Raw genomic sequence first — 20,973 nt, 5'->3', positions numbered from 1 at the left:
GGTTTCGATACTTCGAGGCAAATCGGCCGGTGAGCAGGAACTTTAGATGGAAACGCGTTTCGCGCTGGTAGAAGGTTCCTCCGGCAAAACCGGTGTGAAGGTTATCCTGGCGACGCTGTTGGTGATTGTTTGCTGGGCCTATTCGCCGATTGGTATTCGCATTGGCTTGCAGGCTTACGAACCCGGACAATTGGCGTTGATGCGTTTTCTCATCGCTTCGGTGTTCATGGCCCTCGTTGCGATGGTGAAGGGTATTTCCTGGCCGCGTCTCAGGGATCTACCGTTGCTGGCGGTGTTGGGTTTCTTTGCGGTCAGCCTGCACCACATCGCCCTCAATTATGGCCAGCGGGGCGTTAGCGCCGGGGCGGCCAGTGTACTGGCCCAGTCCACGCCGTTGTTCAGCACGCTGCTGGCGCATTTTGTCTTCAAGGACAGGGTCAGTGGTTGGCAGTGGGGGTGTGTGCTGTGCGGCTTGCTTGGCGCTGGCGTGGTGGTCGCGGGGGATCGTGGCTTGGGTGACATGGACGCCCATGGGCTATTGATCCTGTTGGCGGCGCTGTCCTGGAGTTTGTATTTCGCTTTGCAGAAGCACCATGCCCATCGTTATGACGGTTTGACCCTGGTTTGCTACACCGTTTGGTCGGGCACAGTTTTGTTGTTCATTTTCGCGCCGGGCATGTTGAGTGCGGCGCGACAGGCTTCGGCTTCGGTGAATCTGGCGGTGTTGGTTCTGGGTATTTTTCCCAGCGCGTTGGCGTACCTTGCTTGGGCTTACGTGCTGGCGCACAGCAACGTGAGCCGCGCTTCCATGGCGCTTTACCTGATACCGCCCACGGCGATGTTGATGGCTTCTTTGGTGTTGGCTGAGCGACCGTCAGCGACGGTTATTGTGGGGGCGGTGATTGTGTTGATGAGTGTGCTGGCGTTGAAGCTTGAGCCGGGGAGTGGGGCAAAAATCGGTTGATTCTGTTGTGGGTGTAGGCAATGAGGTTGGGTGTTGTCGCACACGGAGTATCACGAACACCGTCCTACGGACAGTCGACCGCTTTGGGATAAATCGCAGAAGTCTCTGACAACTTTATAGGGTTGGCCTTCGGAAGTACCGCACTTACGATCTGGCGTTGTCTCGGTGCTCCGTGTGACATCCGGCATGCTCAGTTTCGTTTTATATAGTGAGGACAGATCGATGCCTGAAACCCTATACGTCAAAACCGACGAATTGAGTTGTCGCTATCGCGACATTTGGCGCTATGATTGCGTCAAATGTCGTGCGGAGGTCAATGTTATGTCCCTAGCGAAGCAAGCAGACAAGCCGGCTGTGAAATCCGCCGGAAAAACTGGTATGGAGGCAAGGGTAACCAGAAAGCCTACGGAGGTGCTGTTGGATGGCCGTAAAGGTGATGAGCGTTTGCTGATTATCCGGTATGCGCAGGAAGGCTTTTACCTGAGCGACGTCAAGGACATGCTTTCTACGTCCACTCTGTACATGGAGCAGGATCTGGTTCAACGCATTACCGGGAGATCCGTCAGGACCGTTCAGCGTCTGGCGAAGGAGACCAAGCCAATACGCCTGAACCAGCAGCAGAGTACGGTTGCCTTTCAGTATGCTCAGACCCTGGAGCACGCCACCAACGTCTTTGGCAGCCAGCAACTGGCTGAGGACTGGTTGAAGAAACCCTGCAAGTACCTGGACGGTTACGTGCCATTGGAGTTGATCGACAACTCGCTGGGCTTCCAGGCGGTGGAGGATTACCTGACCCGGATTGAACATGGGGTTTATCAATGAATCCTTTGCCCTGGGACGGACGATGGCACGCTTGGCGCCTTGACCGGGAGGTCTACAAGGATACATGGGACAGCGGCATCGGGGCGCAACGAACCGGTGGCCGCTGGAATCCGCCCGGACGGCGGGTTATCTACGCTTCGGCTGACCCGTCCACGGCCATTTTGGAAGTAGCGGCCCACCTGGGATTCGACGCGTTGGACAGGGTGCCTTACTTACTGACATGTTTTGAGGTGCTGGATCCGGCGCTCATCAAAGTGATTCAGGTCAAAGACGTGCCAAACCCCAACTGGCTGATTCCGGCTCGACCGTCGCCCAATCAGCAGCAGTTTGCTGACGAGTTGCTGGCGCAGCATCCCTTTGTACTGATTCCTTCGGCGGTGACTCGGCACTCCTGGAATCTACTGGTGAGCTGCGATTTGGCGGCGGATCAGTTCAGGCTTGTCTCGCAGGAAAGGTTTGGCCTGGATACGCGATTGGTTAAGTGAACGTAAGGCTGCGTCTCAAGCCTACAACTTCTTCCATCCACGTCCATCGTTCGTGCGGTAGGTTCCCCCAGTGGCGCAGCATCCACCGGCTCCAAATGCCATACGCCCCAGCTCAACCGTGACACTCTCCTTTCCCTTGCTCAGCGACTGCCGATCGCAACTGGTGAAAAAAGGGTAGGGCTCCGTTTCCAGCACCACGGTCCAGGTCATGTCTTTCGCAGACTGGCCTTCGATCTTGTAAACCGCACAATCGTGAACAACCAAGTGAGTAAACTGCCCTGCAAGCTGGCCCTTGAAGACGAGCTCGGGTGGTGCGTCGAGCAGGGCGTTTTTCAGCGGGTCCGGCTCCGCACCGTATTCGCAAGCCACAAGCATGCCCATGGCGAGAACCAAGCACGTTACCCGGACACGCTGCCGCACTACTTCTTGACCGGATAATCCTGCCCCCACACCCGTACCGTGCTGACCGCCTCGTTCATGCCTTCAAACACAAACTTCTGGCGCACGGCGGTCTTCGGCGGAATGGTGACTTCATCCGGGTTGTCCAGGCCGGTGAGGCGGTTGGAGTAACCCGCCTGGTCGATGGCCAGCAGCACGCCGGTCTGGCCGAGGTTGACCACGCGCAGTTGGGTGTCGGTGCTGTTCTTGAAGCCGAGGGTGATGCTGACGTTGTCGTCGCTGGGTTCGAGTTTCAACACTTCAATGGCGATGCGATCTTTCATCTGTTCGCCGGAGGAAATGATCGCGGCGCCATCGGTGCCTTGGGCCGACTCGCGGCCATCGAGCACACCTTCGCTAACGCCGCCCAACAGGTTCTTGCCGGCGGTAATGAAGGTTGAAACGGCTGCCTTGGTCGAGTCCTTGATGAGGCTGCCGTCGGTTGGCTCGCCTTCGGCAAAGCACAGGGAGCTGAGCAGGAGGCTGGAGACGAAGAGGGTGGAGCGTGACGGCAGAAAAGTCATACCTGGATCCTTGAGGGTGGCCTGCGACATCGCCTGTCCGAACGGCGAGCGGCAATCATAGCCGTGATCGGGGACCGTTAGCGATTCACCACCTTGAGTTTTTCCGACATCTTCACCAGCGTTGCCAACGAGTCCGCATTCATCTTGCGCATCAACGACCCGCGCCGCACTTTCACGGTCACCTCGCTCAAGCCCAGTCGGGCGGCCACCTGCTTGTTCAACAGCCCTGACACGACCAGCTCCATCACCTCGCGCTCGCCGTCAGTCAGGGTCTCATGCCGGCGTTTCAACGCGTCTACGCTCGCTGCGGCCTTGCGCCGTTCCTGATCGCGGGCCAGGCCCTGGGTGATTGCATCGAGCAGGTCCTGTTCGCGGAACGGCTTGGTCAGGAACTCCAGCGCCCCGGCTTTCATGGCTTTGACGGACATGGGAATGTCGCCATGGGCGGTGATGAAGACAGTCGGAAGCAGGATGTTCAAGCGCGCCATTTCCTGCTGGAAATCCAGCCCGCTCAGGCCCGGCATGCGCACGTCGAGAATCAGGCACGCCGGGACGTCTGGCCGTTCGGCGTCGATGAACTCCCGGGCCGAGCCGAAGGCCAGGCTTGCCAGGCCCACGGAAGCCAGCAGGTCTTGCAGTGAAGCGCGCACCGAGGGGTCGTCGTCGACGATGTAGACCATCGAATCGGCCTGGTCATGCAGGTCAGTTTGGCTCATTGGGTTCCCCGGTTACGGCTGGCAGGGTGAAGTGAAACGTCGAGCCCGACGGCGAATGGCTGGCAACCCAGATTCGCCCGTCATGGGCCTCGATGATCGAGCGGCTGATGGCCAATCCCATCCCCATGCCGTCCGGCTTGGTGCTGTAGAAGGCATCGAACACCCGTTCCCGCTCGCTGGCCGACAAGCCGCTGCCCTGGTCGGACACCGCAAAGAGCAACTGCTGAGGTGACTCAAGCGTCACTTGGAACTGCAGAGTTCGCTGGTCGACGTCAACCTGGCGCATGGCGTCGACCGCGTTCATTGCCAGGTTCAGGATCACTTGTTGGATTTGTACTTCATCCGCCAGCATCGGCGGCAGCCCGTCCTGGACTTGCACGCGTAAGGTGATGTTTTGTTCGTTCAGCTCTCCGGCCATTAATCGCAGCGCGGCGTTGACCGTGTCGGCCACGTTCAGCCACTGCTTCGTCGGCGCTTGATGCCGGGCCATGCCGCGCAGCCGGGCGATGATGTCGCTGGCCCGGTGGGTATCGGCGATGATCCGTTCCACCGCCTGCCGGGCCTTGGGCAGGTTGGGCGGTTCGGTGGCCATCCAGCGCAGGCAGGCACCGCCGCTGGTGGCGACGGCGGCCAGGGGCTGGTTGACTTCGTGGGCGATCGAGGCGGCGAGTTCGCCGAGCATGTTGATGCGGGCGATGTGGGCCAGGTGGGCGCGGGTCTGATGCACGGTGCGCACGGCGGCCGATAGGCGCAGCGCCAGGTAGGTGGTGCCGGCGATGGCCGCGAGGCTGATCAGCATGTTGATCAGCCCGGCCTCCGTGTCGCCAAAACGCGTGAGTCGATAGCTCACGATCGTCAGGGCCATGCAGATGACCGCCACACCCGCGACCGCCCGCGCCGGCAGGATTCTCACCGCGATCAGCACCACCGCGATCTGGAAGACCCCGACCGCGATTTCCAGGTCGGTGACGGTGTCGATCGCCGCGATGCCGAGGGCCAACCCCAGCAGGAGCATCAGGCGCAGGGTCAACTGGGTTCTTCTCATTGAATGTCCATCGCGCATTGCTCCAACGACCGATCCACGCAGTTTATACCGCGGCATCTCAGGATGGATTGTCCAGGCTGAACTGATCGGCCACTTCGTCATAGGCGAACAACTCGGCGTAGCGGCCCCATTGCGTGACACAGTCCAGCGTAATGGCGGCGTCGTGCTCGGACATGAAATCTTCCAGTTGGTCACGGAAACGCCTGGCCGGGGCGGTGTGGGTAGGGCGGTCGTCCAGCACCCGACGTACATGTCCCACCAACGGCACGTATTTAAGCAGGTGTTTGGCAAACAGGTGCTTGCGTTCATCCACCGCTGACTCGGCGTAGCGCTGCCCGGCCGGCAGGAGGGTGATGTGGCCGTCCTGCAGGTCGGCCAGGCGCAGGAGCTGCAGCACCTCGGCGACCGGCAACAGGTCACTGGCGGTATAGCGCAACGCGTCGGCAAGCTCGCGCAAGTCTGCTTGGCCGGCAAACGGCTGGTCCTGCACGGCTTCGATCAGCCCGGCCAGGGCGTTGCTGGAAATCGACGGCAGGACCATGCTCATGCCGTTGCCGGCAGAGGTCTCCTGGCGTGCGGAGCTAACATTCGCGCCGCCAGCCATCTGCACGTAGATGTGCTCGACCAGGGCTTGGAACGCCGGGTCCGCGCGATTGCGCGGCTGACGGAGGTCCACGGTGATTTCGCTCGTGACCCGCCCCGGATTGGAGGAAAAAATCAGTATGCGGTCGCACATCAGCACGGCTTCTTCGATGTTGTGGGTGACCATCAGGATCGACCTGATCGGCATGCGCCCCTCCCGCCACAACTCCAGCAAGTCGGTGCGCAGGGTTTCGGCGGTCAACACGTCCAGGGCGGAAAACGGCTCGTCCATCAACAACACATCCGGGTTGACCACCAACGCACGGGCCAGGCCGACGCGCTGGCGCATGCCGCCCGACAGCTCCTTGGGGAAGGCGCTTTCGAAGCCATCGAGGCCGATCATGTCGATGGCGGCCAGCGCCCGGCGACGTTGCTCAAGTGTCGCCACGCCCAAGGCTTCGAGCCCGACCTCGACGTTTTGCAGCACGGTCAGCCAGGGGAACAGGGCGAAGCTCTGGAACACCATGCGCACCGAGCTCGCCAACCCTTGGGCGTTGGCCGGAAAATCCACCACGCCAGTAGTGGGTGAAATCAGCCCTGCGATGGCGCGCAGCAAGGTCGATTTGCCGGAGCCCGAGCGCCCCAGCAGGCCGACGATTTCGCCCTCGTCCAGGCGCATGCAGACATCATCCAGGACCCGTCGCTCGGCGCCGCCCGTGCTGCCATAGACGTGGCCGACTTGCTGCACATCCACGAGGCAGCGTTTGTCTATCACTTGCATAGGATCACCCTCAATCAATTCGAAGCCGACGTTCGGCGAAACCGTACAGCGGGCGCCACAGCAACCGGTTGAAACCCACCACGAAAATCGACATGACCATGACGCCCAGCGCCACCCGATGCAGATCTCCGGCCGTGGTGGCCTGGGCGATGAAGGCACCCAGGCCGGACGCGTACAGGTGCTGGTCGCCCCAGGACACTGCCTCGGCGACGATGCTGGCGTTCCATGAACCACCCGCCGCCGTGAGGGCGCCGGTGACGTAGTACGGGAAAACACCCGGCAGCGCGACCTGGCGCCACCACTGCCAGCCGCGCACGCGAAAGCTGCGCGCCGCCTCGCGCAAATCCGTCGGCAGGGCGCTGGCACCGGCAATCACGTTGAACAGGATGTACCACTGGGTACCCAGGATCATCAGCGGCGAGAGCCAGACATCGGGGTTGAGTTTCAGGGCGACGATGGCGATCACCGCAAACGGGAACAGCACGTTGGCCGGGAAGGCCGCCAGCAATTGCGCAATGGGTTGCAGGCGTTCGGCCCAACGTGGGTTCAAGCCGATCCAGACGCCGATGGGCACCCACACTACGCTGGCCAGGATGATGAGCACGCAGACGCGCAACAGGGTGGCCAGCCCCAGGCCGAAGGTACTGGCGACGTCCTCCCAGCCCAATGTGCTGCCGATGAACCGCGACAATTGCAGGGCACCGGCGATGCAGGCGGCGGCGACCAGGGCGAGCCAGATCAGGTCGGTTGCGCGGCTGACGCGGGCACTGGCCTTGAAGCGGATGGACGGCAGCCGGGGGAGCTTCTCCAGGAATAACGAGGCCTTGAGGCTGCCCAGCGCCCGCAGCACCAAGGGCACCAGGCGAGTCGAGCGCAGCAGGTCGTAGACCCTGGACCGTGGGCGCTTCTGGGAGGCGGTCTGTTCGAAGCGGAACTTGTCCGCCCAGGCGACGATAGGCCGGAAGAACAACAGGTCATAGGCAATGATCACCCCGACCATAGCCAGCACGGCCCAGGCAATCGCGGCGATGTTTTGCTGCTCGATCGCCAGGGCCAACCATGAACCGATGCCCGGCAGGCTGACGGTGGTGTCGCCGACGGTGATGGCTTCGGAGGCGACCACAAAAAACCAGCCGCCGGACATCGACATCATCATGTTCCACACCAGGCCCGGCGTGGCGAAGGGCAATTCCACTCTGACGAAACGTTGCCATGGCGAAAACGAGAACTGTCGGCTGACGTCGTAGAGATCGTTGGGCACGGTTCTCAGCGATTGATAGACACTGAAGGTCATGTTCCAGACTTGGCTGGTGAAAATGGCGAAGATGGCCGCGCACTCCACACCGGTTTCCTTACCGGGGAAAAGTCCCATGAAGAACACAACGGTAAACGTCAGAAAGCCAAGGACTGGGACGGATTGGAGAATATCCAAAGCCGGCAGGATCACCATTGCCGCCTTGCGACTTTTGGCGGCCAAGGTGGCAACGACCAGGGAAAAAACCAACGAAGCGAACAGGGCGATGAACATGCGCAACGTGGTGCGCAGGGTGTATTCCGGCAGGTGCACCAGATCGAGGGACAGTGGCGAAACATCGAGCACGCCGAGGGGCTGGTTCATTTGATCCAGGCCATGGAATACAAAGGCAGCCAAGAGCACCAGGAGGCCCAATAACGCTACATCGGCGCGCCAGGAATGGGCGGGGAGTTGTTCCCTGTTGAAGGGCGTCAATGCAGGTGCAAGGAATGAAGGGCGCATGGATCACCTCTATTACGCTTTGAAAACCAGGGCTGCGACCACACTTGCGATCATTGGACGTGATGAAGTTGAAGTGCACTTGGACGAGGGCGTTGAATGCCCGGCAAGACTAAGTGTTGCCCGGGCCGATGACCACGCTGACTTGGGACATGAAAATATACGTTGGTATATCCGTTCCCTTCGGTGAGAGAACTTAGCGGCGGGGTTTTATCTTTTGTCGCCTATTGAAAGTTGCGCGACAAGGGCTGGAGGGCGTTCGTCTGATCCGTATTTTCCTGCGTCAGGTGCCTCTGTAATGAACCCGGCCCCCACCCCAGAATAACCACGCGGTTTGCCTGTCAGGCGGCCCGTGTGCCGCAATTTTTTGGTTCAGGAGTGCTCATGGCGAAGATGGCGATTTTTTTGGGTGGGTTTTTGGCGCTGACTCTTTTGATCGGCGTGCTGGCAACGATTTCGCCCGTATAGGCACACGCTGCAGAAGCGTCATGTGGTCGATCGTTCCCACGCTCTGCGTGGGAATGCCTCTACGGACGCTCCGCGTTCGGCTCTTGAAGGGACGCAGAGCATCCCGGGCTGCATTCCCACGCAGAGCGGGGGAGCGATCATCGAGGGTTTACCGACCCTTCCCACATGCTCCGAGTCCTGTTCGTCTATCCCCAAACGCCTCGAAACCGGCAACATGGTCATTCCCCACGCCGCAAAGGAAGGCATCCAATGGGCCGGAGCCGCTACGTCATCACCGAACCCGAAAAACCCCATTTTCTCACCTGCACCTTGATGGAGTGGTTGCCGCTGTTCATACGGCCCTATCTCGTTGAGCACCTGCTTGGGTGCTGGCGCTATCAGCAAACCCATCAGAGCTTGCAGTTATTCGGCTATGTCGTTCTGGAAAACCATCTGCATTTCGTTGCCCAGGCTCCGAATCTGAGTAAGTGCTTGCGTCAGTTCAAATCCTTTACGGCGCGCCAGATTATCAATGACCTGCAGAGCAAGGGGGCTGAGCGGGCATTGCAACGCCTGCGGTTCAGCAAGCGAGCGCATAAGCAGGACAGGGTCTATCAGCTCTGGCAAGAAGGCTCACATGCGGAGCAGATCTATAGCGAAGCGGTCATGCGCCAGAAATTGGATTACATACATTTCAACCCAGTGAAGCGCGGGTATGTGGAGTTACCGGAGCACTGGCGCTACTCCAGTGCGCGCAATTATGCAGGGATGGAAGGGTTGATTGAGATTCAGCGATGGTATTGACCGTTGTGAAGTTGGAACGCGGAGCGTCCCTGGCGGCATTCCCACGCGGAGCGTGAGGAACGATCTTCACCGCCCTGATCGAGCTTCACTGTGGGGTCGGTTCCTGTTAGCGATGCAAAATCACCTGCGCAATCTCCTGCAACCCCATCACCCGTTGCGCAGCATTGAGCTTGATCGCTTCCTTGGGCATGCCGAAGACCACGCAGCTGGCTTCGTCCTGGGCCACGGTGCTGCCGCCGGCGTCGAGCATTTCCTTCAGGCCGCGGGCGCCGTCGTCGCCCATGCCGGTCATGATGACGCCGGTGGCGTTGCGGCCGGCGAATTTGGCGACTGAGCGGAACAACACATCCACCGAAGGCCGATGGCGGTTGACCAGCGGGCCGTCCACCACTTGCACGTGATAGAACGCGCCGCTGCGGGTCACCATCATGTGTTTGCCGCCCGGTGCGATGAGCGCCAGGCCCGGGTGGATGCGGTCGTTGTTGCGGGCTTCGCGCACTTCGATCTGGCACAGGCTGTTGAGCCGGGCGGCGAACGAAGCGGTGAATTTTTCCGGCATGTGCTGGACGATAACGATGCCCGGACACACCCTCGGCAGGGCGGTGAGCACCGCCTCCAGGGCCTGCGTGCCGCCGGTGGAGGTGCCCAGGGCGACGATGCGCTCGGTGGTCTGCGCCATGGCGTGGCCGTTGGCGGCGGGCAGCATGGCGTCTGCCGTGAGTTTGGTCGCCGGCGTCAGCGCGGCCGGGGCCGGGCGTTTGCCCAGGTTGCGCACGTTGACCTGGGCGGCGGCGCGGATGGCCGAGACCAGTTCCGGCGCCGATTCCAATAGGAAATTCTTCAGGCCGGTGGTGGGCTTGGTGATGATTTCCACCGCGCCGGCGGCCATCGCCTGCAACGTCGTTTCCGCGCCCCGGGGCGTCAGGGACGAGCAGATCACCACCGGCGTGGGGCGCTCGCTCATGATTTTTTTCAGGAAGGTGATGCCGTCCATGCGCGGCATCTCCACGTCCAGCACGATCACGTCGGGCCATTCCTTGGCCAGTTTGTCCATGGCGAAAATCGGGTCGGACGCCGCGCCCATGACGTGGATATCCGGTGTGTCGCTGAGAATCGCCAGCAACACCTGGCGCACCACGGCAGAGTCATCCACCAGCAATACATTGATCTTTTTTGACATGGTCAGTGCCGGGTCCTTAAGGGTTGGTGCCTGACCCACACATCGCCGCTGCACAGGTCGAAGATGATGCTGCGGTGACCGGTGCTGCCCATGTCCTGGGCGATCAGGTCGAGGCGATAGAGGGCGGCCATTTCCAGCGCGGCGTTGACGTTCAGCCGCGCCACATCGCCATAGGGCACATGGCGTTGCAGCTCGGGGAACATCTCACCACCGCCGAACAGCTTGAGTTGGTAGTCCTCGGGTTCGGTGTGGTGGGCCCGGGCCTGGCGGATGAACAGTTCGATGGCTTCGTCGGCGTAAATGCCGTTCAGCGCGGTGGAGCAGCGTACGCGACTGGGTAGCATGAAGTGGCACATGGCGCCGATCCGGCGTTCGGGATGCCACAGCGTGATCGCCACGCAAGAGCCGAGGATCGTGCGCAGGCGGGTCGGGCAGGTGGCGAAGCGGAATTCCCCCGGCGCCAGGTACACCTCGGCCACGTCCCGGATGGCGGCGTTCATGGTTTGCGGTAGATCGATGGCGCCACCAGTTTCAACGCATCGGACACACCGTTTAGGCTTTCCGAGTGGCTGACGATGAAATACCCGCCGGGCTTGAGCCGGGGGATCAGGCGGGCAACCACTTTGCTTTTGGTGGGTTGGTCGAAATAGATCATGACGTTGCGCAGGAAGATCACATCGAATTCCCCCAGCTCCGGCAAGGTGTCGTTGAGGTTGACCTGGATGAAGTTGACCCGGTTGCGCAACGCCCGGTCGATGAGGAACGTGCCTTGCTGGCTGCCGGTGCCCTTGAGGCAGTATTTCACCAGCAGCGGCTGGGGCAGGGTGCGGGCGCGTTCCATCGGGTAATGCCCGGAGCGTGCCTTGGCCAGCACCTGGCTGCTGATGTCCGAACCGATGACTTCCCAAGGCGTGGTGCCGAGCCCTTCGGCCAGGGTCATGGCCAGGCTGTAGGGTTCTTCCCCCGACGAGCTGGCCGCGCTCCACAGGCGGAACGTCTTGCCCGGCGTGGCGTGGGGCAGTACGTGTTGACGCAGGAAATCGAAATGCTTGGGTTCGCGGAAAAAGTAGGTCTCGTTGGTCGTCAGCAGGTCCAGCGCCACCTGCAGTTCATCGGTGCGCTGGCCGTTCATGATCAGCTTGAAATACTCGCCGTAGCTGTCCAGACCATAGTGCTTGAGGCGCTTGAACAAACGCCCGGCCACCAGGGCTTTCTTGGCCTCGGACAGGCTGATGCCCGCGGCCTGGTACAGCCAGGACTGGAACTGGCCGAACTCCCGGTCAGTGAGCGCCTGCGCGTTCAGCGTGCGTTCCTTGCAGATATCGGCGTTCACGGGGCATCCACTTCCAGCGCGTTCGGGCTGGCTTCGGCGAGTTGGGACATTTCGTCGATGGACAGCACGCGGTCCACCTCCAGCACGATGACGAACTTGCCATCGACCTTGGCCATGCCACTGATGAAGTCGGCGCGGATCTTCGCGCCGAAGCTCGGTGGCGGTTCGATCTGCGAGGCCGGGATTTCCAGGACCGCCGACACCGTGTCCACCAGCAGGCCAATGTCCTGGGCCTGGCCATCGGCGCTGGACGCCTCGATGATCACCACGCACGAGCGCCGGCTGATCGCCGAATTCGGCCGGCCGAACCGGGCCGACAAATCCACCACCGGCACGACCGCGCCGCGCAGGTTGATCACCCCGCGCACGAAGGCCGGCATCATCGGCACCACGGTGAGGTTGCCGTACTCGATGATTTCCTTGATGCACAGGATGCCGATGGCAAACATCTCCGTGCCGAGCATGAACGTCAGGTATTGCGCTTCTTCCTCGACCGCGAGGGCGGTTTGACGTGTGGTCGCGATGGCGCCCATTGCCTTTTCTCCTTTAAGCAAGCCTGTGGAACCGGGCCGTCAGAACCGGGTGAACTCGGATTCGTCCGGCGCGCTGGCCATGTTGTAGGCAAACGCCTTGGGCATGACCGGTGCCGGTGCCCGCGCCGGTTTGCGGCTGGATGGCCCCGGGGTGTTGTCGCCCCGGGCGACCTGAATGGCGGACTTGGGCGGCGTGTCGAGGGTGAAGAAGCTCATGGCCTGTTGCAGTTGCTCGGCCTGGCTGCTCATTTCCTCGGCGGTGGCGGCCAGTTCTTCGCTGCTGGAAGCGTTCTGCTGGGTCACCTGGTTGAGCTGGGTCATGGCGGTGTTGATCTGCGCCACGCCGGCGGCCTGTTCTTCGGAGGCGGCGCTGATTTCCTGCACCAGGTCCGAAGTCTTGTTGATCGAGGGGACCATCTCGTTGAGCAGGTTGCCGGCCTTTTCCGCCATGTCGACACTGCTGGACGACAGCTCGCCGATTTCCTGAGCGGCCACCTGGCTGCGTTCGGCCAGTTTGCGCACCTCGGCAGCGACCACCGCGAAGCCTTTGCCGTGCTCACCGGCGCGGGCGGCCTCGATGGCGGCGTTGAGCGCCAGCAGGTTGGTCTGGTAGGCGATGTCGTCGATGATGCTGATGCGCTGGGCGATTTTCTTCATCGCCACCACGGTCTGCTGCACCGATTCGCCGCCGTCCGTAGCTTCCTTGGCGGCCTTGCTGGCCATGCCGTCGGTGACCTTGGCGTTCTCGGTGTTCTGGTTGATGCTGGCGCTCATCTGCTCGATGGAGGCACTGGTTTCCTCGACGCTGGCCGCCTGCTCGCTGGTGGCCTGGCTCATCGATTGGGCGGTGGCGCTGACTTCTTCGGAGGCGCTGGCCAGGTTGTCCGCGGCGTTACGCACTTCGCCAATGATGTGCGAGAGCTTGCCGACCATGTTCTGCATGGCGTTGAGCACCATGCCGGTTTCATCCTTGGAGCCGCCTTCGATTTTCGCGTTCAGGTTGCCTTCGGCCAATTGTTCGGCGACGACGGCGGCCTGTTTCAGCGGCCGAGAAATGATCCGCGAGATGAACAGTGCCAGGCCCACGCCCACCAGCAGGGCGGCGACCAGCACGGCGATGATCGACAGGCGTGCGTTTTCGAACAGCTTGGTGCCGTGTGCACTGGCGACATCAGCGCCAGCCGCGTTGAGCTCGACCAGTTTTTGCAGGTCGCCGGTCACCAGGTCGAACCGACGCTTGGACTCGCCCTTGAGCATCGCATTGGCCTGCTCGGTCAGGTTCTGCCGGGACAGTGCCAGAAGGTCTTTGCTGATCGCCAGATAAGCGGCCCAGTCGTTGCGGGTGGTGTCGAATACCTGCCGATCTTCAGCGCTGGAGAGCAGTTTTTCGTAAGTGTCCAATCGCGTGTCGAAGGCCTTCCTGGCTTCCTCGGCTTCTTGCTCGAGGATGATGCGCTCCTGCTCGGAATCGGCGGCAATGTGACGATTTTCCTTGAGGCGATAGCTCGCCGCATAGAAACGCATGCCGGAGGCGGCGCGCATGGACGGCATCCAGTTTTCACGGATATCGAGGGCGGTGTGGTTCACCTGGCCCAGTTGAATGATCGAGAACACCCCCATGACGGCTGTCAGCGCCAGCACCACAAGAAATGAAGTGATCAGTTTGGTGGCGATTCTAAGGTCGTAGAACCATTTCATTGGGAAGTACCTCTCCATGGAATTGCTAAAGCGTCAGCGAGCGTTGGCTTGTTGTAATTGAGTCGGGGTGTAGCGGTTTTCGGTCTGGGCGATCTGGGTGAGCAGCGCCGGTACGTCGAGAATCAACGCCACGGCGCCACTGCCCAGGATGGTCGAGCCACTGATGCCGCGAAGAGCGCCAAACAGCTTGCCCAGCGGCTTGATCACGGTCTGGAATTCACCCAGCAAATCGTCCACCACCAGCCCGGCCTTGAGTTCTGCGTAGCGCACCACCACCACGTTCTGCCGGCGCGCGGGCGGGCCTTCGTGGCTGAAGTGATCGCGCAGGTAGACCAGGGGCAGCACCTCGCCGCGCAGGTCGAGGTAGCCTTGTTCGCGGCTGGCGAGTCCATCGTCTTCGCTCAGCTCGATGCATTCCTGGACCATGTCCAGCGGAATGACATAGGTCGACTGACCGATGCCCACCAAAAAACCATTGATGATCGCCAGGGTCAGCGGCAGGCGGATGCGCACCACGGTGCCTTTGCCGGGCTGGCTGTCCAGGTCGACGGTGCCGCGCAGCAGGGTGATGTTGCGCTTGACCACGTCCATGCCCACGCCCCGCCCCGAAAGGTTGGTCACGGCCTGGGCGGTGGAAAAGCCGGGTTCGAAGATCAGGTTGTAGATTTCCTGGTCGGTGGGGCTGGCACCCGGCGGCACCAGGCCGCGTTCCTGGGCTTTTTCCAGGATCCGGTCACGGTTCAGGCCGGCGCCATCGTCGGCGATTTCCAGCACGATGCTGCCGGAGTCGTGATACGCGTTGAGGTGCAGGTGCCCCTTGGCCGGTTTGCCGGCCGCCAGCCGCGCCTCGGCGGTTTCGATGCCGTGGTCCATGGCATTGCGCAGCAGGTGCATGAGCGGGTCGCCGATTTTTTCCACCACGGTCTTGTCCAGCTCGGTCTCCGCACCGCTGATGATCAGGTCGATGTCCTTGCCCAGTTCCTGGCTGACATCGCGCACCACCCGACGGAAGCGGTTGAAGGTTTCGCCGATGGGGATCATGCGCAGGCGCAGGGCGCCGTCGAGGATTTCTTCCACCAGCCCGGAGACCGATGAGGTGGCTTCCTGCAACGGATCGTTGTGGCAGGTGCGGGCCAGCAGGCTGGCGCCGGCGCTGGCGATGACCAGTTCGCCTACCAGGTTGATCAACTCGTCGAGCTTGTCGGCATTGACCCGCACATAGGTGCCGTCCTTGCCCTTGCTGTCGCTGCTCACCGCTTGTTTGTCGGTGGCGATCTGGGCGGGCATGCGCGGCGTCTTGCGCTGGTCGGCCAACAACTCGCCAGTGGCCACCAACGCGGTGCTTTCCTCGGCCGGTTCTGGCGACGTGGTCATCAGGCCGGTGTTGGCCGGGGGGGCGATGTCGTCATCCTGGGCAACGATCTCGATCTCGCAGTCTTCCCGGACGAAGTCGAACACTTCGTTGATCGCCCCATGACTGGCGGCCGAGCGAAACGCGATGTCGAAGCCCAGGTAGCAGGACTCGGCGTCCCAGGCCTCGGCGGCGGGCAGGGTGTCGGTCAAGGTGGTGATGTCGACGATTTCACCCAGGGTTTGCAGGTAGCGCAGGAACGACAGCGGGTCCATGCCGTTGCGGAACACGTCCTGGCCGAAGCGCAGGGAAAGGTGCCAGAGGCGCGTTTCGCCGGGCTCACGTGTTTCGGTTTCCTGCGTAGGCGTCGAGGCCGCGACGGGCGAGGGCGCCTGGTACTCCTGCAGGATCTGGCACAGCTCCACTTCCCGTTGCAGGGCTGGTGGCGGCAGCGCGCCGCCCTGGTTGGCGGCCACGTTGATCAGTTCCAGCATGTGATCGCTGGACTTGAGCAACACCGCGATCAGGCCGGCGTCCACCTCGACGCTGCCGTTGCGCAGACGGTCGAGCACGTCTTCGACGATGTGGGTAAAACTGACGATCGGTTCCAGGCCGAACAGTCCGGCCGAACCCTTGATCGTGTGGGCCGCCCGGAAGATCGCGCCGATGGCGTCATCGTCACCGGGGTCGGTTTCCAGTTGCAGCAGCGACTCTTCCATCGCCTGCAACTGTTCCCGAGCCTCGACGATGAAGGTCTGTTGTGCCTGATCGAGATTGATGCTCACGCTCATATCCTTTGTCGTGTCCGACGTATTGCGGTCCTAGGCAACCAGGTTGCACAGGGCAAGTGTTTCCGTGACGGCCTTGCTTTGGCCGGTCAGTGTCAATTGAGTCCCGGCCCTGGAGGCCTCGCGCTGGACCATCAGCAGCAGTTGCAGGCCGGCGCCGTCCATCTCGGTGATCTGCGACAGATCCAGGGCCATCCGCGGCGTTGCCCCCAGGTGCGGCAGCCATTGCGCAGCCAGTTCGGCGGCGGTGTAGATCGTCAGTTCGCCGTCGATGTGTACCTGGGCGGTGTCATCGCTTGTTTCGTATTGCAGCGGCATCGGAGCCTCCGACCATCAAGGAAGAATCAGCTTGGAGACCGCCGCCAGCATCTGTGCCGGCTGGAACGGCTTGACCACCCAGGCCTTGGCCCCGGCGGCCTGGCCTTCCTGCTTCTTCGATTCCTGGGATTCGGTGGTGAGCATGATGATCGGCGTGAACTTGTAGCTGGCCAGCTTCTTGACCTCCTTGACGAAGGTGATGCCGTCCATGTTGGGCATGTTCACGTCGCTGATGATCAGGTGCACTTTCTGGCCATTGAGCTTGCCCAGCGCGTCCTTGCCATCGCTGGCTTCGATCACGTCATAGCCGGCACTTTTCAACGCGATGCCGACCACCTGCCGAACGCTCGCGGAGTCGTCGACAACCAATACACTTTTAGCCATGAACGGCTCTCCTAAAAGAAGGTTATTTCCTGTGAAGTCTGTTGCGCGGCCGAGTCGCCGTGGTGATTGCGGCGTTGCTCGTCGGTGGCGTAAGTGGTTTCCATGCGCGCCAGCCATTGGCGGGCGTCGATGGAGACGGCCTGTTCGGGCGACTGGCTGGCCTGCTGCATGTGCACATGCAGGTCCTCGATGTTGTCGCGCACGTGGCTGAGGATCTGGCTGACCCGATCCTGGAATTGCAGGCTGACCAGCACCTCGGTGAGCTCATCGCGAATGCCGAAGCTTTCCCGTTGCAGCATGTCCGCCGAGTCGGCCAGTCGACCAGTGACACTCTTGAAGCGCTCCAGCACGTGCTGGATGCTCTGCTCGGAGGCGCTGACCGAATGGCTGTCCTGGTCCGCACCGCTGGACGCGGCCTGCACCAGTTGGGTGATGGCGGTGTTGATGATGTCGACCTTGGCCGACATCTGCTGGCCGGTCTCGCTGGACTTGCTCGAGAGACTGCGCACGGCATCGGCCACCACGGCAAAGCCACGCCCGGCCTCGCCGGCACGGGCGGCCTCGATGGCGGCGTTGAGGGCCAGCAGGTTGGTTTGCGCGGCAATCGCCGCGACATCGGCGGCCATGGTCCGCAGCTCGCCGGTATAGGCCGTCAGGTTGCGCACCTGGGCCAGGGTTTCGTCGCGACTGGCCTGGGTGGCCTTCAGTGAATCGATGACCTTGACCAGTTCACCTTCGCTCTGGGCCAGCACCTGCACGGCGCCGCCACTGCTGCTGCCGGCCAGTTCACCGGCGGCCAATTGCGAGGCTTGCACGGTGTCTTCCAGGCGTGACGAAATGCCGGTGAAGCGGCTGGTCAGGGAGACGATCGCGGTTTCGGTCTGCTGCCGGGAGCTTTCGACCTGCTTGGCCCAGATCGGCATGGCCCCGAGGATGACTTCGTTGAGTTGTGCGTTGGCTTTATGGGCCGGATGCTCGTTGCCTTGCAGGTCGTGATGGGCAACGGCCGCTGCGAGGGCACTGTCGAACTGCAGGCGTTGCGAACGCGCACCCCATACGCCAGCGGCGACGCCCAAGGCCAGGATCGCCACGCTCAAGCCGATGTTTTGCCCACTCGCGCCATTGACTGCCAGCACGCCAACGCTCGCGGCAATGGCCACCAGCACGGCACTCCAGAGGATGCGCGGTTGTGGTTGGGAAAGGAAATGACCGTGAGAATACGACGTCATGGTTCGGTCCTTGAACAGTGTTGCTAACAGGATATTTGCGAATAACTGGTTATCTGCTACCTCTACTCGGACTTTAAGACCGGCTGTCCGATTCCGATATTGCCGTAGGCATTGGCCTACCCAGTACGTGGCACTGTGCCTTCAGATTAGACGCAGTCTGGGAAATGTCGAATAGACCCGACGAAGGTATGAACCCCTTTGGCGAGATAGCGGGTGCGCGGGGCTTTTGTGGCGAGGGAGATGGCTCAAGGGAACCTTTGTGGCGAGGGAGCTTGCTCCCGCTGGAGCGCGAAGCGGTCCCAAAAGCGGCTGGCGAGGTCAGCCTGATACACGGCGTGTTCCGGTTTCGGGGCCGCTGCGCAGCCCAGCGGGAGCAAGCTCCCTCGCCACAAGAGCCACAAGAGCCACAAGAGGCATAAGAGGCATAAGAGGCACAAGAGCCACAAGAGGCACAAGAGCAGCCTGCGCCGAATCTTCTGAAACGAGTTGCATGGATTGCGCTAAATTACCCCGCATCGGATTTTCGAACCTGCCATCAGAGCCCCCATGCCCACCCAGCCCCTCTGGAAAACCTATCTCCTGTTCCTGCTCCCCATGGTCCTGTCCAACTTCCTGCAGTCCATGTCCGGCACGCTCAACAGCATCTACATCGGCCAGATGCTCGGTACCCAGGCGTTGGCAGCGGTGTCAGGCATGTTTCCCATCGTGTTTTTCTTTATCGCGTTGGTGATCGGCCTGGGCGCGGGGGCGGGGGTGTTGATCGGGCAGGCCTACGGCGCTGGCGAAACCGGCACGGTGAAGGCAATTGCCGGGGCGACCTTGTTGCTGGGGGCGATCATCGGCTTGGTGGCCGCGGTGCTCGGCAGTGTCTTTGCGCGTCAGGCGTTGCAGGGGCTCGGCACACCGGCCGATGTGCTGGAGGACGCCGTTTCCTATGCCCGGGTCATGCTGTGGATCTTGCCGATGTTGCTGGTATTCGTGCTGTTCACCCAACTGCTGCGCGGGGTGAGCGATACGGTGTCACCGATGTTGGCGCTGCTGGTGTCCACCAGTGTCGGGCTGCTGCTCACGCCAGCGTTGATTCGCGGCTGGCTGGGGTTGCCGCAGATGGGCATCCAGAGCGCGGCATGGGCGGGGCTGGTGGGGACGACATCGGCGATGCTGATGCTGGCGTGGCGCTTGAACCGCCGCGAGCATGCCCTGGCGCCGGACCGTGCGTTGTTCGCGGCGATGCGCCTGGACAAGGACATCCTCGGCAAAGTGCTGCGCATTGGCTTGCCCACCGGGTTGCAGATGGTGGTGATCTCGTTGTCGGAGTTGGTGATCCTGGCGCTGGTCAATCGCCACGGTTCCCAGGCCACGGCGGCCTACGGCGCGGTGACGCAGATCGTCAATTACGTGCAGTTTCCGGCGCTGTCGATTGCCATCACCGCCTCGATCCTCGGCGCCCAGGCCATTGGTGCCGGACGCCTGGAGCGCCTGGGGCCGATCCTGCGCACGGGGCTGGCGATCAACCTCTGGCTGACCGGTGGGCTGGTGCTGCTGGGCTATCTGTTGTCCCACTGGCTGTTGGGGCTGTTTATCACCGACCCGGCGGCGCGGATCCAGGCCGAACACCTGCTGCATATCATGCTTTGGAGCTTGCTGGTGTTCGGTTTCCAGGCGATTGTCGGCGGCATCATGCGCGCCAGTGGCACGGTGCTGGTGCCGGTCGCCATTGCGATCTTCTGTATCGTCGCCGTGCAAGTGCCGGCGGCGTATCTGCTGGACGCTCATTTCGGGCTGCAAGGGGTGTGGATGGCATTCCCGGTGGCTTACCTGAGCATGCTGCTGTTGCAGACGCTGTACTACAAGCGGGTCTGGCAGCACCAGCCGATCGAGCGGTTGGTGTAGATCGCTGCTGTGTGACACAACTCAAATCCAAATGTGGGAGCGGGCTTGCTCGCGAATGCGGTGTTTCATTCAACAACAATATTGACTGATTCACCGCCTTCGCGAGCAAGCCCGCTCCCACAGGTTCGGGGCCTGGCGATGTTACAGTGGCCATCACCCGCCACGCCGCCCACCGAGGATCCGATGCCTGTCACTCTGCGCTCCAACATCGCCTACCGCGCCTTCCTGTTCGACATGGATGGCACGTTGCTCAATTCCATCGCCGCCGCCGAGCGGATCTGGACGCGCTGGGCCCTGCGCCATGGCGTGGACGTGGCGACGTTCCTGCCGACCATCCATGGCGTGCGCGCCATCGACACCATTGCCCGTCAGCACCTGCCGGGGGTCGATGCCGAGGCGGAAGCCGAGCAGATTACCCGGGAAGAAATCGAAGACGTCGAAGGGGTGGTGCAAGTGCCCGGTGCGCTGGCGTTCCTGGAAAGCCTGCCGCCGGAGCGCTGGGCAATCGTCACTTCCGCGCCCATGGGGTTGGCCTTGCGCCGTATGGAAGCCGCCGGAATTCCGCGCCCCTTGGTCATGGTCACTGCCGAAGACGTCAGCGACGGCAAGCCCAATCCCACCTGCTACCGCCTGGCTGCCGAGCGTCTGCAAGTGGCGCCGCAGGAATGCCTGGTTTTCGAAGACGCCGAGGCCGGAATCCGGGCAGGCGAGGCGGCCGAGGCCGATGTGATGGTGGTGACGGCAACCCATACGCACCCAGTGGTAACCCTTCATCCGCAAATCAAGGATTACCTTGGGCTGGGCCTTGAAGTGGATGAAGCCGGGCTGATGCGAATTCTGTAACCGCAGATAATCCCTTGTGGGAGCGAGCTTGCTCGCGATAGCGGTGGGTCAGCTTGCATCAA

The 20,973-nt window shown here is 61.8% G+C and carries 21 protein-coding genes; 6 read left to right on the top strand and 15 right to left on the bottom strand.

What is annotated here, in order from left to right; translation table 11 throughout:
- Nucleotides 1-46: 46 nt before the first annotated feature.
- The 3 genes from AD659_RS16120 to AD659_RS16110 all read left to right on the top strand — a co-directional run bounded on the left by AD659_RS16120 (nt 47) and on the right by AD659_RS16110 (nt 2,271).
- Nucleotides 47-964 (top strand): DMT family transporter, encoded by a 918-nt coding sequence (locus AD659_RS16120; protein WP_053123018.1) that lies wholly within the window; start codon nt 47-49, stop codon nt 962-964.
- Nucleotides 965-1,342: 378 nt separating this feature from the next.
- Nucleotides 1,343-1,786 carry a type II RES/Xre toxin-antitoxin system antitoxin gene (gene parS / locus AD659_RS16115; RefSeq protein ID WP_053123093.1) on the top strand — a complete coding sequence of 148 codons (444 nt, stop codon included), beginning with the start codon at nt 1,343-1,345 and terminating at the stop codon, nt 1,784-1,786.
- Complete coding sequence (locus tag AD659_RS16110) at nt 1,783-2,271, top strand: RES family NAD+ phosphorylase (RefSeq protein WP_053123016.1); 489 nt, start codon at nt 1,783-1,785, stop codon at nt 2,269-2,271. The genes parS and AD659_RS16110 overlap by 4 nt, the downstream gene beginning before the upstream one ends.
- A gap of 21 nt (nt 2,272-2,292) precedes the next feature.
- On the opposite strand, the gene AD659_RS16105 is transcribed toward AD659_RS16110, so the two are convergent.
- From AD659_RS16105 to AD659_RS16080, 6 genes are all read right to left on the bottom strand, one after another.
- Complete coding sequence (locus tag AD659_RS16105) at nt 2,293-2,652, bottom strand: hypothetical protein (protein ID WP_053123091.1); 360 nt, start codon at nt 2,650-2,652, stop codon at nt 2,293-2,295.
- 38 nt (nt 2,653-2,690) lie between these two features.
- The gene (locus tag AD659_RS16100; RefSeq protein WP_053123014.1) at nt 2,691-3,233 is read right to left on the bottom strand and encodes a hypothetical protein; all 543 of its coding nucleotides are present in this window, start codon (nt 3,231-3,233) and stop codon (nt 2,691-2,693) included.
- 77 nt (nt 3,234-3,310) lie between these two features.
- The gene (locus tag AD659_RS16095) at nt 3,311-3,949 is read right to left on the bottom strand and encodes a response regulator transcription factor (RefSeq protein ID WP_053123012.1); all 639 of its coding nucleotides are present in this window, start codon (nt 3,947-3,949) and stop codon (nt 3,311-3,313) included.
- Nucleotides 3,936-5,012, bottom strand: a complete 1,077-nt coding sequence (locus AD659_RS16090; protein ID WP_053123010.1) for a sensor histidine kinase — start codon at nt 5,010-5,012, stop codon at nt 3,936-3,938. Before AD659_RS16090 ends, AD659_RS16095 begins: the two co-directional genes overlap by 14 nt.
- Nucleotides 5,013-5,052: 40 nt before the next feature.
- A complete protein-coding gene (locus AD659_RS16085) occupies nt 5,053-6,357 on the bottom strand; it encodes an ABC transporter ATP-binding protein (RefSeq protein WP_053123008.1) in 1,305 nt (434 codons plus the stop codon).
- 10 nt (nt 6,358-6,367) lie between these two features.
- On the bottom strand, nt 6,368-8,113 hold the full coding sequence (locus tag AD659_RS16080) for an ABC transporter permease (protein WP_053123006.1): 1,746 nt from the start codon (nt 8,111-8,113) through the stop codon (nt 6,368-6,370).
- A gap of 714 nt (nt 8,114-8,827) precedes the next feature.
- Here AD659_RS16080 and AD659_RS16070 point away from each other — a divergent pair.
- Nucleotides 8,828-9,361 carry an REP-associated tyrosine transposase gene (locus tag AD659_RS16070; protein ID WP_053123002.1) on the top strand — a complete coding sequence of 178 codons (534 nt, stop codon included), beginning with the start codon at nt 8,828-8,830 and terminating at the stop codon, nt 9,359-9,361.
- Between the two features lie 106 nt (nt 9,362-9,467).
- Here the strand turns inward: AD659_RS16070 and AD659_RS16065 are convergent, their stop codons facing one another.
- From AD659_RS16065 to AD659_RS16025, 9 genes are read right to left on the bottom strand one after another with little or no spacing between them, the layout of a single operon-like run.
- Nucleotides 9,468-10,541, bottom strand: coding sequence for a protein-glutamate methylesterase/protein-glutamine glutaminase (locus AD659_RS16065; RefSeq protein ID WP_053123000.1), 1,074 nt, complete (start codon nt 10,539-10,541; stop codon nt 9,468-9,470).
- Between the two features lie 2 nt (nt 10,542-10,543).
- Nucleotides 10,544-11,041 (bottom strand): chemoreceptor glutamine deamidase CheD, encoded by a 498-nt coding sequence (gene cheD, locus AD659_RS16060; protein WP_053122999.1) that lies wholly within the window; start codon nt 11,039-11,041, stop codon nt 10,544-10,546.
- The gene (locus tag AD659_RS16055; RefSeq protein ID WP_053122997.1) at nt 11,038-11,874 is read right to left on the bottom strand and encodes a CheR family methyltransferase; all 837 of its coding nucleotides are present in this window, start codon (nt 11,872-11,874) and stop codon (nt 11,038-11,040) included. The genes cheD and AD659_RS16055 overlap by 4 nt, the downstream gene beginning before the upstream one ends.
- Nucleotides 11,871-12,407, bottom strand: coding sequence for a chemotaxis protein CheW (locus AD659_RS16050; protein WP_053122995.1), 537 nt, complete (start codon nt 12,405-12,407; stop codon nt 11,871-11,873). The genes AD659_RS16055 and AD659_RS16050 overlap by 4 nt, the downstream gene beginning before the upstream one ends.
- A gap of 39 nt (nt 12,408-12,446) precedes the next feature.
- A complete protein-coding gene (locus AD659_RS16045) occupies nt 12,447-14,105 on the bottom strand; it encodes a methyl-accepting chemotaxis protein (protein ID WP_053122993.1) in 1,659 nt (552 codons plus the stop codon).
- 33 nt (nt 14,106-14,138) lie between these two features.
- Complete coding sequence (locus AD659_RS16040) at nt 14,139-16,241, bottom strand: chemotaxis protein CheA (protein ID WP_053123089.1); 2,103 nt, start codon at nt 16,239-16,241, stop codon at nt 14,139-14,141.
- Between the two features lie 36 nt (nt 16,242-16,277).
- Nucleotides 16,278-16,562: an STAS domain-containing protein gene (locus tag AD659_RS16035; RefSeq protein ID WP_053122991.1), complete on the bottom strand. Its 285-nt coding sequence runs from the start codon at nt 16,560-16,562 to the stop codon at nt 16,278-16,280.
- A gap of 15 nt (nt 16,563-16,577) precedes the next feature.
- The gene (locus tag AD659_RS16030) at nt 16,578-16,946 is read right to left on the bottom strand and encodes a response regulator (protein ID WP_003203044.1); all 369 of its coding nucleotides are present in this window, start codon (nt 16,944-16,946) and stop codon (nt 16,578-16,580) included.
- Nucleotides 16,947-16,957: 11 nt separating this feature from the next.
- Nucleotides 16,958-17,869 (bottom strand): methyl-accepting chemotaxis protein, encoded by a 912-nt coding sequence (locus tag AD659_RS16025; RefSeq protein ID WP_419242261.1) that lies wholly within the window; start codon nt 17,867-17,869, stop codon nt 16,958-16,960.
- 852 nt (nt 17,870-18,721) lie between these two features.
- On the opposite strand from AD659_RS16025, the gene AD659_RS16020 reads away from it, so the two are divergent.
- Both AD659_RS16020 and AD659_RS16015 read left to right on the top strand, forming a co-directional pair.
- Nucleotides 18,722-20,068: an MATE family efflux transporter gene (locus AD659_RS16020; RefSeq protein WP_153043876.1), complete on the top strand. Its 1,347-nt coding sequence runs from the start codon at nt 18,722-18,724 to the stop codon at nt 20,066-20,068.
- Between the two features lie 183 nt (nt 20,069-20,251).
- Nucleotides 20,252-20,911 (top strand): HAD family hydrolase, encoded by a 660-nt coding sequence (locus tag AD659_RS16015; RefSeq protein WP_053122986.1) that lies wholly within the window; start codon nt 20,252-20,254, stop codon nt 20,909-20,911.
- Nucleotides 20,912-20,973 lie beyond the last annotated feature (62 nt).

It is taken from the genome of Pseudomonas thivervalensis, from assembly GCF_001269655.1.
In the GTDB taxonomy this organism is placed as follows: Bacteria; Pseudomonadota; Gammaproteobacteria; order Pseudomonadales; family Pseudomonadaceae; genus Aquipseudomonas; species Aquipseudomonas thivervalensis.
Note: the sequence above shows the minus strand (reverse complement) of the source record. Positions and strands in the feature narration are given on the sequence as shown.

Bases quoted from the DNA above. Each gene is read 5' to 3' on its own strand.
- AD659_RS16090 (WP_053123010.1), bottom strand. From the start codon at position 5,012: ATGCGCGATGGACATTCAATGAGAAGAACCCAGTTGACCCTGCGCCTG.
- parS (WP_053123093.1), top strand. From the start codon at position 1,343: ATGGAGGCAAGGGTAACCAGAAAGCCTACGGAGGTGCTGTTGGATGGC.
- AD659_RS16100 (WP_053123014.1), bottom strand. From the start codon at position 3,233: ATGACTTTTCTGCCGTCACGCTCCACCCTCTTCGTCTCCAGCCTCCTG.
- AD659_RS16085 (WP_053123008.1), bottom strand. From the start codon at position 6,357: ATGCAAGTGATAGACAAACGCTGCCTCGTGGATGTGCAGCAAGTCGGC.
- AD659_RS16070 (WP_053123002.1), top strand. From the start codon at position 8,828: ATGGGCCGGAGCCGCTACGTCATCACCGAACCCGAAAAACCCCATTTT.
- AD659_RS16050 (WP_053122995.1), bottom strand. From the start codon at position 12,407: ATGGGCGCCATCGCGACCACACGTCAAACCGCCCTCGCGGTCGAGGAA.
- AD659_RS16080 (WP_053123006.1), bottom strand. From the start codon at position 8,113: ATGCGCCCTTCATTCCTTGCACCTGCATTGACGCCCTTCAACAGGGAA.
- AD659_RS16095 (WP_053123012.1), bottom strand. From the start codon at position 3,949: ATGAGCCAAACTGACCTGCATGACCAGGCCGATTCGATGGTCTACATC.
- cheD (WP_053122999.1), bottom strand. From the start codon at position 11,041: ATGAACGCCGCCATCCGGGACGTGGCCGAGGTGTACCTGGCGCCGGGG.
- AD659_RS16035 (WP_053122991.1), bottom strand. From the start codon at position 16,562: ATGCCGCTGCAATACGAAACAAGCGATGACACCGCCCAGGTACACATC.
- AD659_RS16105 (WP_053123091.1), bottom strand. From the start codon at position 2,652: ATGGGCATGCTTGTGGCTTGCGAATACGGTGCGGAGCCGGACCCGCTG.
- AD659_RS16120 (WP_053123018.1), top strand. From the start codon at position 47: ATGGAAACGCGTTTCGCGCTGGTAGAAGGTTCCTCCGGCAAAACCGGT.
- AD659_RS16025 (WP_419242261.1), bottom strand. From the start codon at position 17,869: ATGCCGATCTGGGCCAAGCAGGTCGAAAGCTCCCGGCAGCAGACCGAA.
- AD659_RS16045 (WP_053122993.1), bottom strand. From the start codon at position 14,105: ATGAAATGGTTCTACGACCTTAGAATCGCCACCAAACTGATCACTTCA.
- AD659_RS16020 (WP_153043876.1), top strand. From the start codon at position 18,722: ATGCCCACCCAGCCCCTCTGGAAAACCTATCTCCTGTTCCTGCTCCCC.
- AD659_RS16110 (WP_053123016.1), top strand. From the start codon at position 1,783: ATGAATCCTTTGCCCTGGGACGGACGATGGCACGCTTGGCGCCTTGAC.
- AD659_RS16015 (WP_053122986.1), top strand. From the start codon at position 20,252: ATGCCTGTCACTCTGCGCTCCAACATCGCCTACCGCGCCTTCCTGTTC.
- AD659_RS16030 (WP_003203044.1), bottom strand. From the start codon at position 16,946: ATGGCTAAAAGTGTATTGGTTGTCGACGACTCCGCGAGCGTTCGGCAG.
- AD659_RS16065 (WP_053123000.1), bottom strand. From the start codon at position 10,541: ATGTCAAAAAAGATCAATGTATTGCTGGTGGATGACTCTGCCGTGGTG.